Source organism: Sinobaca sp. H24, assembly GCF_023845525.1.
This window is the reverse complement of sequence record NZ_JALBWT010000024.1, coordinates 1-15,164: the sequence shown is the minus strand read 5'-3', so window position 1 is coordinate 15,164 and position 15,164 is coordinate 1. Positions and strand designations below refer to the sequence as shown.

General features: G+C 43.3%; 14 protein-coding genes, 5 pseudogenes and 1 other annotated feature. Of the genes and pseudogenes, 9 read left to right on the top strand and 10 right to left on the bottom strand.

The window, feature by feature from the left end; all coding sequences use genetic code 11:
- Nucleotide 1: 1 nt before the first annotated feature.
- The 3 genes and pseudogenes from MMY81_RS23020 to MMY81_RS23010 all read left to right on the top strand — a co-directional run.
- Nucleotides 2-613 (top strand): annotated as a pseudogene (locus tag MMY81_RS23020) (cytochrome (ubi)quinol oxidase subunit III); the annotation flags it as partial.
- Nucleotides 602-967, top strand: a complete 366-nt coding sequence (locus tag MMY81_RS23015) for a cytochrome C oxidase subunit IV family protein (protein ID WP_308215454.1) — start codon at nt 602-604, stop codon at nt 965-967. The pseudogene MMY81_RS23020 and the gene MMY81_RS23015, both read left to right, overlap by 12 nt.
- A gap of 129 nt (nt 968-1,096) precedes the next feature.
- On the top strand, nt 1,097-1,663 hold the full coding sequence (locus tag MMY81_RS23010) for a DUF420 domain-containing protein (protein WP_252314693.1): 567 nt from the start codon (nt 1,097-1,099) through the stop codon (nt 1,661-1,663).
- A gap of 46 nt (nt 1,664-1,709) precedes the next feature.
- On the opposite strand, the gene ytvI is transcribed toward MMY81_RS23010, so the two are convergent.
- The 3 genes from ytvI to MMY81_RS22995 form a co-directional block, all read right to left on the bottom strand.
- Complete coding sequence (gene ytvI, locus MMY81_RS23005) at nt 1,710-2,774, bottom strand: sporulation integral membrane protein YtvI (protein WP_120192359.1); 1,065 nt, start codon at nt 2,772-2,774, stop codon at nt 1,710-1,712.
- A 213-nt stretch (nt 2,775-2,987) separates the two neighbouring features.
- Nucleotides 2,988-3,254: a YugN family protein gene (locus MMY81_RS23000; protein ID WP_308215451.1), complete on the bottom strand. Its 267-nt coding sequence runs from the start codon at nt 3,252-3,254 to the stop codon at nt 2,988-2,990.
- A 163-nt stretch (nt 3,255-3,417) separates the two neighbouring features.
- Nucleotides 3,418-3,834 carry a PaaI family thioesterase gene (locus tag MMY81_RS22995; protein ID WP_252314692.1) on the bottom strand — a complete coding sequence of 139 codons (417 nt, stop codon included), beginning with the start codon at nt 3,832-3,834 and terminating at the stop codon, nt 3,418-3,420.
- A gap of 273 nt (nt 3,835-4,107) precedes the next feature.
- Between MMY81_RS22995 and MMY81_RS22990 the strand changes: the two are divergent.
- Together MMY81_RS22990 and MMY81_RS22985 are read left to right on the top strand one after the other, a co-directional pair.
- Nucleotides 4,108-4,400 (top strand): annotated as a pseudogene (locus tag MMY81_RS22990) (YlbF/YmcA family competence regulator); the annotation flags it as partial.
- A gap of 63 nt (nt 4,401-4,463) precedes the next feature.
- A complete protein-coding gene (locus MMY81_RS22985; RefSeq protein WP_252314691.1) occupies nt 4,464-4,904 on the top strand; it encodes an SRPBCC family protein in 441 nt (146 codons plus the stop codon).
- A gap of 319 nt (nt 4,905-5,223) precedes the next feature.
- Here MMY81_RS22985 and cbpB read toward each other — a convergent pair whose 3' ends face one another.
- Nucleotides 5,224-5,658: a cyclic-di-AMP-binding protein CbpB gene (gene cbpB, locus MMY81_RS22980; protein WP_120192647.1), complete on the bottom strand. Its 435-nt coding sequence runs from the start codon at nt 5,656-5,658 to the stop codon at nt 5,224-5,226.
- A 230-nt stretch (nt 5,659-5,888) separates the two neighbouring features.
- Nucleotides 5,889-6,193: pseudogene (locus MMY81_RS22975) on the bottom strand (MerR family transcriptional regulator); the annotation flags it as partial.
- A 377-nt stretch (nt 6,194-6,570) separates the two neighbouring features.
- Here MMY81_RS22975 and MMY81_RS22970 point away from each other — a divergent pair.
- Nucleotides 6,571-7,937, top strand: a pseudogene (locus MMY81_RS22970) (aspartate kinase).
- 60 nt (nt 7,938-7,997) lie between these two features.
- On the opposite strand, the gene MMY81_RS22965 reads toward MMY81_RS22970, so the two are convergent.
- The gene (locus tag MMY81_RS22965) at nt 7,998-8,789 is read right to left on the bottom strand and encodes an ion transporter (protein WP_308215450.1); all 792 of its coding nucleotides are present in this window, start codon (nt 8,787-8,789) and stop codon (nt 7,998-8,000) included.
- A gap of 191 nt (nt 8,790-8,980) precedes the next feature.
- Here MMY81_RS22965 and MMY81_RS22960 point away from each other — a divergent pair, with 191 nt between their 5' ends.
- On the top strand, nt 8,981-9,982 hold the full coding sequence (locus tag MMY81_RS22960) for an NAD(P)/FAD-dependent oxidoreductase (RefSeq protein WP_252314690.1): 1,002 nt from the start codon (nt 8,981-8,983) through the stop codon (nt 9,980-9,982).
- A 40-nt stretch (nt 9,983-10,022) separates the two neighbouring features.
- Here the strand turns inward: MMY81_RS22960 and proC are convergent, their stop codons facing one another.
- The 3 genes and pseudogenes from proC to proB all read right to left on the bottom strand — a co-directional run bounded on the left by proC (nt 10,023) and on the right by proB (nt 13,229).
- On the bottom strand, nt 10,023-10,859 hold the full coding sequence (gene proC / locus MMY81_RS22955) for a pyrroline-5-carboxylate reductase (RefSeq protein WP_252314689.1): 837 nt from the start codon (nt 10,857-10,859) through the stop codon (nt 10,023-10,025).
- Nucleotides 10,860-10,868: 9 nt separating this feature from the next.
- Nucleotides 10,869-12,115 (bottom strand): annotated as a pseudogene (locus tag MMY81_RS22950) (glutamate-5-semialdehyde dehydrogenase).
- 46 nt (nt 12,116-12,161) lie between these two features.
- Nucleotides 12,162-13,229 (bottom strand): glutamate 5-kinase, encoded by a 1,068-nt coding sequence (gene proB, locus MMY81_RS22945; RefSeq protein ID WP_308215449.1) that lies wholly within the window; start codon nt 13,227-13,229, stop codon nt 12,162-12,164.
- Between the two features lie 54 nt (nt 13,230-13,283).
- Nucleotides 13,284-13,503, bottom strand: a binding site (T-box leader).
- A 115-nt stretch (nt 13,504-13,618) separates the two neighbouring features.
- Here proB and MMY81_RS22940 point away from each other — a divergent pair.
- A complete protein-coding gene (locus MMY81_RS22940) occupies nt 13,619-14,197 on the top strand; it encodes an SDR family NAD(P)-dependent oxidoreductase (protein ID WP_252314688.1) in 579 nt (192 codons plus the stop codon).
- On the top strand, nt 14,154-14,402 hold the full coding sequence (locus tag MMY81_RS22935; RefSeq protein ID WP_252314687.1) for an SDR family oxidoreductase: 249 nt from the start codon (nt 14,154-14,156) through the stop codon (nt 14,400-14,402). The genes MMY81_RS22940 and MMY81_RS22935 overlap by 44 nt, the downstream gene beginning before the upstream one ends.
- A gap of 13 nt (nt 14,403-14,415) precedes the next feature.
- Here MMY81_RS22935 and MMY81_RS22930 read toward each other — a convergent pair.
- Nucleotides 14,416-15,164, bottom strand: a 749-nt coding sequence (locus MMY81_RS22930; RefSeq protein ID WP_483882499.1) for a Rossmann-fold NAD(P)-binding domain-containing protein, incomplete at its 5' end; no start/stop codon positions are given.

The following is a 15,164-nucleotide window of genomic DNA, read 5'->3' as shown; positions in this document are numbered from 1 at the left end:
CATGGCCGATCACGTAGATATGACAAAAGGCCTTCCTTCCAACCCCGAAAAAGCAACGTTGGAAGGAAGAAATAAATTTCTCGGTTTTTGGATTTTTCTAAGCGGTGAAACAATCATGTTTGCCACCTTCTTTGGAGCTTTTCTCGGATTAAGGGAAGGAACGGCAGGCGGCCCGACGGCGGAAGAATTATTCCAGCTGCCGCTTGTATTTATTATGACGATGCTTTTGTTAACCAGTTCACTTACAAGTGTTCTTGCCATGTATGCGATGAAACGGAATAATTTTAAAGCCATGATGATCTGGATGAGCACTACGGTGCTGTTAGGTCTTGCGTTTCTTGGTTTAGAAATCTATGAATTTGTGGAATATGTACATCATGGGCTTGGTTATACGACAAGTGCTTTTGGCTCTTCTTTCTATACGCTTGTCGGACTGCACGGGGCCCACGTTGTATTCGGCCTGGCATGGATCAGCACACTGCTTATCCGCTATGCGAAATCCGGTATAACATTAACAAATGCCCCCAAATTTTACGTGGCCAGTCTTTACTGGCATTTCATTGACGTTGTGTGGGTATTTATATTTACTGTCGTTTATCTTATGGGAATAGGGGAGCTTAACATGTCAAATGAGTTATCCAAACCATTCGAAAAAAGCGCGCTTTCAGAAGAAGACCTGTATAAGATGAACAAAGAAAAGAAAGTACAGATTACTTCGTTTGCTTTTATGATTTTTCTAACTTTCCTGGCATTTATTGCGGTGGCAACGGAAATGGTGGCTCCGGCCTTTGCCGTTCCATTTATACTTGTACTGGCAGGGATGCAGTTTTTTCTGCAGATGTTTTACTTCATGCACTTGAAAGATAAAGGACATGAATGGGCAAATACTTTTATCATTGCAGGTGTGGTACTTTCTACTCCAGCATTAATTGCATTAACGTTTCTGCTTGGTATGACAAAATATTAAAAAAGAAACGGTCTTCCACTGGGAGACTGTTTCTTTTTGCTTGTTCACTGATTTGTTAGAGATTAGAGGGGAATGACAGCTTCTTTCCTGTATAATGAAGAACAGATAAATAGAGAAATGGGGGAGAAGATGAGTAAATCTTCAAATCAAGTATCAACACAGCAAAAAGGTACTTCTGATAAAAGCCATGTGGCGATAGTAGTTATCCTTACTATTGTTATTAATGGCCTCGTCACCCTTCTATTTTTTATGGAAGGACTGGGCGGAGACGTTGAAGGTTTTGATTTAACCATTCTGCCGATGATGAATGCTATTTTTAACAGTTTTACAACGGTCTTTTTATTTACGGCGCTGTTTTTTATTTTACGAAAAAATATTACGATGCATAAGCGTTTTATTTACGCAGCCTTTACATCCACTGCGTTGTTTCTTGTAACCTACCTGACGTATCATGCGCTTTCGGAATCAACGGCTTTTGGCGGCTCTGGAGCCATTGCTGCTATTTATTACTTTATTTTAATTTCGCATATCATCCTCGCGATTATTATTGTGCCGCTTGCGTTGTGGACGTTCTTGAAAGGTATAACGTCCCAGGTGGAAAAGCACCGAAAAATTGCCAGGTGGACCATGCCGCTCTGGCTTTATGTCAGCATAACGGGAGTAATTGTTTATTTAATGATTTCCCCTTACTATTAAAGAATAAAAAACGGACTGCTCAAAAGAGCGGTCCGTTTTTGTCAGTTTAAATTTTAAAATCAAGCTTAATGAGGCCTGCTTCCCTGGCGGATGTAAAAGCAATGACAGCCAGAGGACCTACGATAAAGCCGATAATGCCCAGCAGGGAAAGGCCGATGTATAAAGATATCAAAGTAGCCAGCGGTGATAAGCCAATGTGATGGCCCATTACTTTAGGTTCAACCGTACGGCGGATAATGAGAAGGATAATTCCGAGTACTAGCAGCTGCGTACCAAGCACAGCATCTCCTGCCAGGTATTGAAATATCGCCCAGGGGGCAAGTATAGCAATAGAACCGATGATAGGAATAAAGTCAATGACCCATATAACCAGAGCCATCACCAGAGCCACTTCAGGCGCAATAAAGTATAAGCCAATATAAGTGACGGTAACAATAATCAGACTGACCAGGAACTGCGCCTTAAAAAAGCCTATAATAACCTTTCCAAGACGGGCGGTCATAAAGTGGACTTTCTGAGCTGTTTCCACTTTCATGAAAGAATACATCTTCCTGCTCAAACGGGGAAGGTCCATCATAAATAGGAACAATGCGATTAAGTATACAATAAATGACACAAGGTATCCTGGAATAGAAGCAACGATACTTGTAACGGTATTTAGAAACTGGCCGTCCGTAAAGCGATTACGAAAGTTATTAAGCATATCCGTTATCTGGGCATTGATTTCGTTAATGACATCAGGCGGGAGATTCATTCGATCATAGGTATTCTCAATAGAAATCTGCATATCATTCCATGAGCGATTCACTTCAGCTATGTAATCCGGCAGATTTTCCACAAATAAAATAGCCTGTGTTACCACCTGGGTAATAATTAAATACCCGGCGATTCCGAGAGAAATAAGAAATAGGGTGAAGACAACCATAACGGCAATAGAGCGCCGCCATTTGGCCTTTTCATTTAACAGCCTGACGAGAGGTGACAGGGCAAGAGCTGTAAGCAGGGCAAGTATAATAGGTCCTGAAACCGGAAGAATAAAAACTAAAGCTATAATAATTAAAACAACAGATAAAAAACGGATCAAATTCTTTTTCGTAAGCAACGATGACACAGCTATACCCCTTTCAGACATTCGGACAAGATAGTATAACAATTAGTATATAGGATTTGATAGAAGAGAACAAAATATTTATCCCGGAGAAATAGAAAAGAAGCTGATATCAGCTTCTTTTTTGTTACGTTTTAGCTTTTAGAACATCCCATACTGCTTTTGTTTTATCCCTGCATTTTTGAATGATTTTTTCCGGAAATTCTTCATCGTATTCTATCCCGTGCGGATAATAGTGTCTTCCAAATAAGGCGTGAGGATTTGAACGACTGTGTCTTCAGCCGGAATATCTCCTTCTACTGCGTAAGCCGGGATACGCAGGTAATATGTCGCGTCATCAGTACGGTCAAAAAATTTATAATCAAATGTTACACGTTCGTAATCCCACTGCCCGGCGTGAATAAAACCCGCATCTTTAATAATCCTATGTAGCCTGCCGAACGTGATTTGAGTGCCCTCAAATTCATAGTCTGTAATTTGCATGTGCAGTACCCCCATTTATCCATATAGTCTTATCTTAATATTAAAATAAAGCGTTTGCAATGGAAGAGACATAATTTCATGTTCTACGTCAGAAAATCAATTACATAAAAGGTGCCGGTTCCATAAGCAATAATTTGATCTTTTTCATCTTTAATTGTAGAAGCTAAAAAAAGCGTTTTTGAACTTTGGATATAACTTCGGAACGGCAGTATAAATAATCTCCTTTTCCGGGTTTTAAATAATTCACTTTTATTTCCATTGTAACAGCAGCCTTTTTTGAGGGAGTGGAATGATTGGCCAGGGTGCCCATACAGGTATCCATTAATGTAGCCGTTACGCCGCCGTGGACAATTTCAAGCGGATTTTGAACGCCCTTATGAATCGGTATGCGTATCTGATAGCTCCCATCTTCATTCCAATCGCCTTCGGCCTGAATCCAGCCGCTGACATAAGACGGATGATGTCCTTCGTGTTTCTGTCTGAGTCCGTTTAAAAACTGCTGCAGTACTTCTTTTTCCTCGTCTGTGGCGGACTGCAGAAAATCCTGAATATCTGTAGATAGGGTTTTTGTATCAGTCATATAGAATCCTTTCCTAGTGCTTTGATATGAATATTGTAGCAATCAGTCCCGGCTCTGCCAATTAAATCTTCGAACAAAGGCCGGTTACATGTATACTCCCGGTAGGAGTGCCATCATGAACAGTACTGCATATACATCAACACCAGCTGACATTTTAACAGCATCAGAGGAGCTGACAGCCTTGTTGTTTGCCTCTGATATATATTTACCTACACAAGGGCCAAAACGAAATGGAAACCGATAAAGAAGCCCGCAGGCTATTTCTGAATTCAACGCATGGAAGACCGCTATGAGGAAGTTCAGCGCTTCGGAAAATATCATCCTGACTACAAAATGGTTTCAAAAGAAATCCGTCTTAAAAAAAGGGAAATGGATTTCATCCAGCTATTACTGCTTTTAAAAAAGCGGAAAAAGATCTGGAAACCCTTTTAAATGAAATTTCCGGCGAAATTGCAGGGGCCGTTTCCCCAAACATAAAAGTACCTACAGGTAATCCATTTTTCGATAATGCTTCCTGCGGAAGCGGCGGATGTGGATCCGGCGGTTCGTGTGGATGCAGTGCATAAGCAGCCTTTACCTGTTTCAAGATTTTTTCTTTTATCCAGTAATCGCTGTCAAGGAGGAATAGTATGTTTAAAGGAAGTATTGAGTACCAGACTATCGTAAAAGCTCCTAGAAGCGAAGTGTGGAATTTCTTTCAGGACTCTAAAGCGCTGGAAGAGCTGACGGATTTTCCGAAGGTGACAGTATTATCCAACGGAGAATCAAAAGCCGGGGAAACAGTGAAGATTCAAATTGAAGCGGGGCCGTTGAAGGTCAACTGGCTTTCTGCGATTACGGACAGCAAAGAGGAAGAATTTTTTGTGGATAAAGGAAAAGAGATTCCATTTCCTTTAATCAAATGGAAACACACTCATTCTTTTCAAAAACTGGCTGAAGGAGAGCTCACAGGAATTACCGATCATGTAGAGTTCGAAAGCTATGTCCCGTCTGTATTCATTAAAGCAGGTTTGTATAATATGTTTAAAGACAGGGAAAAAGCGCTGCAGAGCCAATTTAAGGATAACTAAAAGAGCCGTCCGGGGGACGGCTCTTTCCAGGCTGTTGAAAAAATAAAAAAATAGGTATTTTTATACAAAACCTTTACAGGGGATGCTTTCCGCAGGCCGAGCCTTAAGCTAAAGAGGAAAAACGTCTCTTTATCTTTTCTTATGGCTTTTTCTGCAGGAGTCATCCCTGTTTATTTTCTTTTATTCTTTTCATAAAAGACTTTAAAAACATTCGAGATCACGTATAGATATACAAAATGGAACACTTTCTCGACAATCTGAAAAGAGCCGTCCGGAGGGACGGCTCTTTCGGTTTGCGGCAGTTGCCAGAGTATGTTTATTACTTTTCAAAATGACGGTGGATTAAAGCAAGAATGGATCGTCTTGTTAAAATACCGACAAACGAGTGGTCATGATCTTCAATGCAGACAAAGGGATGGTTAATAGAAAGCATCAGCGCTTTTCCAAAGGTTTCATCTTTGTGCATTCGAGGAACTTTCGGAGACATTACGTCTTTTACTTTATAATCGTGAAGGCGCTCCATTTCAATACGTTCAATTCCCAGGATGGAATCCAGAATATGGGCTTTGCTGATCTGGCCCTGCACCCGGTAGGATTTATCAAGCACAGGAATAGCGGTGTACCCTGATTTAATCAAAATAAGTAAAGCATGGTCAAGCGGATTTTCAAGCTGGACGTGCGCCACTTTTTCATCTGATACAATAAGCTGTTTTATTTCATTATCCATGATCTGGCTGTTTTTTAGTGTTTGCATGTGTTTCATCACTTTCTTTCTGTAGGCGCTGCCGCGCCGGAAGTTTCAATAAAGCATCTCAGCACAAAGTGTGGCACTCAGAGTGGCTGTGAAAAAGCTGATACTCTTTAATCGTATTCTCAAAAAATAGGAAAGTCAAGAAAATATTGTAAGCGTTCCATAAAGAAGAACGAAGGTATGCCGCCACTTACATATACCCTTTTACTTTTATATTTAATCCAAAATATTTTTTTCCGCAGGTTGAAAGCAGCATTCAGCTGACCCGAAGCATTTTGTCGCGAAGTTCTGAATTCTTCATTTTCTTCTGTTCCATCCGGCGTATCTCAAACGTCTGCATCCCATCTTCCATTTTATCAGCTATGTCAATAAGGCGTTCTACATCTCCAAAAGAATATTTTCTGGTGCCTCCGGAAGACCGTTCCGGAAATATCAATTTTCTCTCTTCGTAATATCTTATTTTTCTCTCCGACAAGCCTGTAAGTTCACTAATAACCCCTATTGTAATGACTTTTTTGTCTTTGTAGTTTGAAGACATCTACAAGCGCCCCTTTTTCTCTAATGTTTCTAACAACATATCATAAAATCTCACATAGTAAATGCACATTGTTAGATTTCCTCACATGATTGAGATCCTTTTCTGCCTTTCATACGTTATACTAAAAGAAGAAACAAAAAAAAAGCCTGGTTGAAAGGAAATGTTCAATCTCCGGGCAGATGAAAGGAAAGCAGGATATATACAATATCCAATGCGTTAGGCAAAAGAGCTTCCGTAAGGGCGTCTAAGCGCTCTATACGTGGTGTCAGCAGAATAAATGTCCTTTGTGGCAGTTCAATATTTGTGATAAGCTAATGTTTGTGAAATTTTCAGAATTTAAATTAAAGGAAATTATTTATTTGGGAGAGTGTGAACGAATGAATGTAGCAAAATTTGGGGGATCTTCTCTTGCTGATGCAGGGCAGATCAAAAAAGTAGCGTCAATCATCACAGCAGATACAGATAGAAAAATTATTGTCGTTTCCGCACCTGGAAAAAGAAGCGATGAAGATACAAAAGTAACGGACCTGCTGATACATTTAGGAGAAACCGCGCTGGCTGGAAAAGATACGGCAGACGCGCTTCATAACGTAGTAGAACGATTTCGTTCCATTACAGAAGAATTAGGCCTGTCTGAAGATATGCTCCGCATCATAGAGAAAGACCTGCAGGAAAGAGTCGATTACACTAAGGAAAGCCCTGAACGCTTTCTTGATCAAATGAAAGCTGCAGGCGAAGACAACAATGCAAAAGTCATTGCTGGTTATCTTCAGAGCCAGGGTGTGCTGTCAGAATACATAAATCCGGCAGAAGCCGGCCTCTATGTCAGCGATACGCCGGGTAATGCACAGGTGCTGCCTGAATCCTATGACAACCTGTATAAGCTGAGGGAACGTAAAGGCATTTTAATATTTCCTGGATTTTTCGGCTATTCCAAGGAAGGAAAGCTGGTTACTTTTTCCAGAGGAGGATCTGACATTACAGGTTCAATCGTTGCAGCCGGTATTAAAGCTGATTTATACGAAAACTTCACCGATGTGGACAGTGTGTTTGCGGCTAATCCAAAAGTAGTGAAAGATCCTGTAGCAATAAAAAGAATGACATATAGAGAAATGCGGGAGCTTTCCTATGCGGGATTTGCCGTTTTCCATGACGAAGCGCTGATTCCTGCTTTCCAAAAGTCAATTCCGGTATGTGTAAAGAACACAAATAACCCTAAAACAAGCGGAACGATGATTATTTCCGAAAGGGAGTATGCATTAAATCCCGTTATCGGTATTGCAGCCGACAAAGGCTTCAGCACGCTGTATGTGAGGAAATATCTAATGAATAGAGAAGTAGGGTTCGGCCGCAGGTTATTGTCTATTATCGAAGACGAGGGTATCTCCTACGAGCACATCCCTTCCGGTATTGATGACACTTCAGTTATTTTGGATAACAGTCAGTTGACGCCGGCTGCTGAGGAGAAAATTATCAGCCGTATTACAGAAGAGCTTGAGGCAGACGATGTTTACTTTGAAAAAGGGCTGGCGATGATTATGCTGGTTGGAGAAGGTATGCATGAAACGGTCGGTATTGCCGCAAGAGCAACGAAGGCATTAATGGAAAAAGAAATAATATCGAAATGATCAACCAGGGATCCTCAGAGGTTTCTCTGGCCTTCGGAATTAAAGAAGAACAGGTGGACGATGCGATTAGAGGCCTGTACGAAGAATTTTTCAGTACGAAGGAAGTATTGCAGTAAAAAAAGAAAAGACGGGGACCGGCAGTAATCACCGGTTCCCGTCTTTTTTCTGTTCGATTATCAGCTGTTTGAGTTCCTGTATTTCTTTCTGCAGTTCTTTGTCGTAACTTCCGGACCGTCGGCTGCTTCTTTTTCCATATTATCAGCTTTTTCTACATTACTGACAATAACTCCGATAAAAAGGTTAAAGATAATAAAGGTACCGATCAAAACGAAACTGACAAAATAAAACCATGACATGGGAGCCTGCTCCAATACAGGCCGCATTACGCCGCTTGCCCATGATTCGAGAGTAACGACCTGGAAAAGCGTTAGAAGAGTCAGCTGCAGATTGCCAAAGTATTCAGGCTCGATGTCCTGATAGAGCATCGTGCCTATAACAGCGTAAATATAAAAGAAAATACTCATAAGAAACATAATGTTGCCGAGCGAAGGGATCGTTAAAAGCAGGGCGTCCACAAGCCTCTTGAGCGATGGTATGATGGATATAGCCCGAAGTACACGGAGCACTCTTAAAATCCGGAGCACGGTAACAAAATGGGCACCGGCGAATACATGACCGGCAAATACAATTAGAAAATCAAACCAGTTCCACGGGCTTTTAAAAAATCGGTAGGAAGGTTTAAAAGCGATGATCCGGAGAACAATTTCAACAGTGAATATCCAAAGCAGGATCCTATCTGCTATGTAAAACCAATTCTGATTTCCCTGGTAGACATCAGGGTATGTTTCAATTCCCACCAAAGCAGCATTGATTAAAATAATAATCATAATCGTGTTAATAAAAATGGGACTTTCGACAAGAACAGCTAATTTATCCCGCCACGTCCGGCGTTGGCTTGACTCTTTCATAAACCTGAAAACTCCCTCTGTCCTCTATTGATGGATAATGCCGATATAGTTAGCAGTAATAATAAAACGAACACAACTATCTTATTGTACTAAAACGAGGATGTCATGAAAAGATTTCTTTCTCGACAGCCGTAGATTGAGTAAAGCTGGTCGAGGGTATAGAACATTATAGATAAAGGGGATGAGAACAGATGAAAAAGAAACGAGTAATTATTGTAGGATCAGGTCTGGCTGCATGGAGTGCACATACTTTTCTGGAAGCAAAAGGTGTAAAGACCACTATATTGGAAAAAAGCAGAGGCGTGGGAGGGCGTATGGCTACACGGCGCATCGGTGAAGGACGCGCAGACCATGGCGCCCAGTTTTTTACAGCCAGAAGTGAAGAAATGAAACAGCTTGTCCAGGAATGGCAGAAGAACGGCTGGGTTAAAGAGTGGAACAAAGGCTTTGCAGGGGCGGAAGATGCTGCCGACGGGATTATTACAGAGGACGGCGGCGACGGTCATCCCCGTTACACCGGGATGGAAGGGATGTCTCCTCTCGTAAAACGACTCTGGAAAGGCAAAGACATACATACTTCTCATCTTGTACAGTCTATAAAACCCGGAAAAGAAGGATGGATAGTTGAAGGAGAAGCAGGAGAAGATCATTTTTTCTTTTCAGCGGAAGGAGTTCTGGTCACGTCGCCTATGCCGCAGACGCTTGCATTGTTTCCTGAATTCCCGGGTTCTTCCGAAGATAAAAAAGCGCTGGAAGGACTTACGTATGAAAAAAGCATTGGATTAATGATTGCTTATTCTGGAGAAGCCGGCATCCCTGAAGCCGGCGGTATACAATGGAAAAAAGGAGACATCGCTTTTGCCGGCTGTAACTACCAAAAAGGTATTTCAAAGAAAAAAATACTGACTATTCATGCCAGCGGGGAATGGTCCGGTTCACACTGGGAAGAAGCGGATAATGTCCTGAAGGATGCACTTCTTCAAAAAATAGACTGGCTGCTTACGGATGCTGAAATACAGGAGGTGCAAGTGAAAAAATGGCGCTACGCTAAGCCGGATATGCTTTTTCCTGAAAGAAGCATCAGCTGGAAAGAACCGGCACCTGCAGCGTTTGCCGGAGATATTTTTAAAGAAGGCAAAGTAGAAGGAGCTGTTTTGTCGGGCAGGCATGCAGCCGAACATTTATTCAAATAAGCAAAAATCCCGCCGAAGGGTTGTCCTTCGGCGGGATTTTTCATTTAAAAGGGGTGGCAGTGGTATTTCCTAACTCTTTAGAACGCTCAATAGCACGCATGATAGCGGAGGTGAAATGTTCCTGAACTTGATGCTGTTCGAGCACATCGAAGGCTGCTTCAGTCGTTCCGGCGGGACTCATGATTTCTTTATACAGCTCTTTTGAGGTTTTTTCTGTGTGCTGAAGGCGCAGAGCTGCTCCAAAAAACGTTTGAATGATAAGTTCTTTGGCTTCATCTTCACGAAGGCCTGCCTGGCGCCCGGCATGTTCCATCGCTTCTACCATATAATACAAATAAGCGGGTCCGCTGCCGGCAATGCCGGTGACGGCATCCATTTTTTCTTCCGCCAGTTCTGTTACGGTGCCGATCGAACGAAATAAGGCTGCGGCTATCCGGCCATCTGTTGAAGAAGCATAGGAGCCTAAACAGATAGCTGTAGCGGAAGCCCCCACTTTGGCGGAAGTGTTCGGCATCGCTCGTATAACCGGAGGGTGGATTGCAAAAAGATTTTCCATATACATCGTAGAAATGCCGGCCATGACAGAAACAATAATCTGTTCATTTGACACTTTATGACGTATTGAATGAATAGCGTCTTCTGCATGCTTTGGCTTCATCGCCAGAATAATAACCGAGGCATCAATTGCTTCTGTTTTTTTCAGCTGAAAGGAACGGATGCCATATTCTTTTTCCAGGCGGAGAAGTTTATCTGTGTCTGAATGATTGGTCACTGAAATCTGATCAGGCTGAACAAGTTCTTTTCGAATCAGGCCCCCGATAATGGCCTCTGCCATTGCTCCAGCTCCTATAAAAGCAAACGTCTGGTTCGTAAGCATAAGTTCCCCCTATTCTTTCACCTGTCCGGTGCCTTGAATGATATATTTATATGATGTGAGCGCTTTAAGTCCCATCGGTCCCCGGGCATGAAGTTTTTGGGTGCTGATGCCGATTTCTGCACCAAACCCAAATTCGAATCCATCGGTAAAACGCGTAGAAGCGTTATGGTAAAGAGCTGCTGCATCAATACCTGCAAAAAAAGCCAGCTTATTGTCTTCATTTTCGGTCACAATAGATTCGGAATGACTGGTGCCATATGTTCTAATATGGGAAATGCCTTCTTCTGCACTGTCAATGCACTTCATGGAAACAATGTAGTCGAGGTATTCTTCCCCCAGTCAGACTCAACGGCGGCTTTGATATCAGGGTGAAGGGCCTGAATTCTTTCATCACCACGGATTTCAACACCAGCAAGAAAAAGCTCGTCAATTAGTTCACTTCCATTTTCCTGCAGCCACTTTTCATGTACAAGGATAGTTTCACACGCATTGCATACAGAAGGACGCTGGGTTTTTGCATTAATTGCAATATCAACAGCCATTTTTCTTCCGGCTGTTTCATCGATTAGAACATGGCAGTTTCCTACACCTGTTTCCAGAACGGGGATAGAAGACTGATCGACTACCGTTTGAATAAGATCGGCACCGCCCCGTGGAATGAGAACATCAAGGTATTTATTCATTTTAAACATTTCCGAAGCACCTTCACGTGAGGTATCTTCGGCAAGTTGAATGGAATCTGGAGAAAGAGAATATTTAGCCATTCCCGCATGAATTGCATCAATAATCGCCTGATTGGAATGATAGGCGGAAGAGCTTCCACGCAGAAGTGCGGCGTTTCCGGTTTTTACTGCTAGAGCTGTCGCATCAGCCGTCACATTTGGCCTTGCTTCATAAATAATGCCGACAGCGCCCAGTGGAACACGGATTTTTTTGATTTCAAGGCCGTTAGGGCGGTCCCATGCCTCTATTTCTTCTCCGATAGGATCTGGAAGAGCAGCAACATCACGAAAGCCGTCCGCCATCGTTTTTATGCGTTCTTCTGATAAACGCAGTCTGTCGAGAAGAGCCTCTGTAAATCCCTTTTCCATCCCTGCTTCTATATCCTTTTGGTTCGCCTCCAGAATAGTGAGCGTATGTTCTTCCAAAGACAAAGCCAGTTCGTTTAATATATTGTTTTTCTGCGCGGCGTTTAATACAGCTAGATCACCGGCTGCCTGTTTAACCTTAAGGCCCTGTTCTATCATTTTACTCATTTATTTCATCTCCTTCATAGCAACCCAGTCATCACGGTGGATGACTTCAGCTTTTTTGTTTAGTGTAAGCCGCAGCTTCTGTGCTCGATTTTCCTTTAATATCGGCTAATTCAGCAGAAGACATATTTACCTGGCCTTTGCCGATAAGTGTACCTTTTTCATCAACTACCTGTACGACCGAGCCGCTGGAAAAAGTGCCTTTAATTAATTTAATTCCGGCAGGAAGAAGGCTGCGTCCATTTTGAAGCAGGGCCCTTTTGGCGCCTCCATCCACGACCAGCTCACCTGATGGAAGAGAATGCATGGCGAGCCACTGCTGTTTTGATTTCAGCGTAAATTGACCGGGGTAGCCGATATACGTACCGTTTCCTTTGCCATCGATAATATCCGTCAGTTTATGCGGGCCGGAGCCGGTGCCAATAAATATGCGAAGTCCCAGCTGAAGCGCCGTCTGAGCTGCGAGTAGTTTTGATTTCATCCCGCCCGTACCGACAAGACTGCCGCTGCCGCCGGCGCCAATAAGAAGTTCATCTGTAATTTCAGAAAGAAAGTGATACTTTTTGGCGTCCGGGTTGTCTTTAGGATGCGAGTCATAAAGACCATCCACATCGGTAAGAATAAACAAATCATCTGCCTGGCATAAGCCGCCTACAAGAGCAGATAACATGTCGTTATCGCCAAACGTAAGCTCATCAACAACGATGGAATCATTTTCATTAATAATAGGGAGAACCTGTCGTTGAAGCAGTTCGGAAAGAGTGTTATAAGCATTTTGATACTGCGGCCTGTTGGAAAAGTTATCGCGGGTCAGCAGCAACTGCCCGGTCGGGATGCCGTATGCATGAAACTCTTTCGTGTACGCTTCCATAAGCAGGCCCTGCCCAACCGCTGCCGCGGCCTGTTTGCCGGCGAGCTTTACCGGGCGGGATGGATAGCCAAGCTGTCCGAAACCGGCCGCCACTGCTCCTGAAGAAACGAGAATTACTTGATGGCCCCGCTCTCTAAGACCTGCGATGGCAGACACATGTTCTTTTAGTTTTTCACCGCTCAGCCTGCCGTTAGGCGTGGTCAGCGAACTGCTTCCAATTTTAACGACAATTCGTTCCTTTTTCATTTGGCCTTTTCTCTCCCTTTTTTACCTGCTAAAACAAAAAAAGCCTCCATCCTCATAAAGGACGGAGACGTATAATCCGCGGTGCCACCTTCGTTGAAAAATGATAAGAATCATTTTTCCACTTGGAACTTTAACGCAGTTAACGATCAGGCATTCGGGCCTGACAGCTCCAGAGCAGGTTCATAAAAGAGATGTTACAGCGCCTCTCAGCCAGTGAGCGCCATTTTCTGTACGACATCCTGCATTTATTACTATTCTCTTTCGACGCTGTTTCTCTTTTTTTAATTCGGGATGATACAATAGTTGTTCATATTATGTTTCATAGAGGCGTAGTTGTCAAGCAAATAAAAGCAGTATAAATAATGCTGCCGGGAAAGAAGGATGAAACCATGAAAGCGGAGAAAACGGTAGTGGTTACCGGAGCCGGAAGCGGTCTCGGACGATATATCAGCATCGAAAGCGCAAAGCGCGGCTATTATCCTATTCTGATAGGACGATCCGGAGAAAAGTTGAGAAGCGTGCAGCGAGAGCTGGTGGGTCTGGGAGTTCCCTCCGATATAGAAGAAGCTGATATTAGAAATCATGCCGATAATAAGAGAGCGGCAGAGGCTGTTCTAAATCGCACTAGAAAAATCGATGTACTTATTAATAATGCCGGCGCCGGTTTTTTTGCAGAGGCAGACAGCCTTTCGTATGAAAAAGCAAGACAGATGATGGAAGTGAACCTGCTTGGACTGATCGACTGGACAAGCTTCTTTCTGCCCGCTTTAAAAGAGCAGCAGAACGGACGGATTATCAATATTGGTTCGATGGCAGGCAGAATAGCGACGCCTAAAGCATCTGCCTATGCCGCCAGTAAAGCCGGGGTGATTGCCCTACTCCAATGCGCTGCGGATGGAGTTGAAACCGCACCGTGTTTCTGTAATGACCGTAAACACGGGGCCGGTAAAAACACCATTTTCAAATAAAGCAGATCCAACAGGAGAGTATGAAAAATCTGTAAAGCGGTTTGCCATACGACCTGATAAACTGGCCCGGACCATCGTGAAAAATATGGAAACCCGGACAAGGGAAATTAACCTGCCCGGATATATGAACAAGGCGGCCGTGATGTACAGTTTATTTCCGAAAACGGTGGAGCAGCTTGGCAAAAGGCAGTTTATGAAAAAATAACAGCGGTTTTTAGTCAATTCTGCTCTTCTTTATAAAAACGGGAGCCGGTAATCGATTCATATACGTGAATACCGCTCATCGTAACGGCCATCGTACTTCCTCCCGGAAAAACGGAATCCCCGCACATCCAGAGCCCGGGCAGGTTTGTGCGGTGGGAAAGGCTGTTAAAAAGAGCATATCGGCTTGTTTGGGGAAAGCCGCCGACCATGCCGTTCGGCCGGTGAATATAGTGCTCCCACGCATGCGGGGCCCCGGGAAGCAGGGAAGTAAGGGCACTGGACCAGCCTGTCTGTGCCAGCAGGATTTGTTTTAGTTCTTCCAGCGTCTGTTGTTTCTGCTCGTCATAAGAGGCTCTGTTTTTCCAGCGCTCAGGACTGGTGTGGGTGGAGACGGTAAATGTTCGTTCACGTCCCGGAGCTCTAAACGTGTCCTCTTCTTCAGATAACGATACAAACATGTGCTCTTTTTCAAATGCGTTTTCCGGCCCCCACATAATCTGCTGAAACAATGGAGTATCAGAAGGAGCTTCGGTCAGTGTGCCGTACATAGAAAAAGCGCTCCAGATGGAAGTACGGCTTCTTTTCTGCCATTTTCCTCCCATTGCGTCAAAGTCAGCATCACTCATTAAAGAGGGAAGAGTCTGCACAGGCACGTTAAGAACAAGATCCTTTGCTGCAAATAGTCTGCCTCGTTTATCAACTGCTTCCCAGCGGCCGTTGTTTCTGTAAATTTTCTCGATTGTCCGCCTTTTCACAGCCTGCC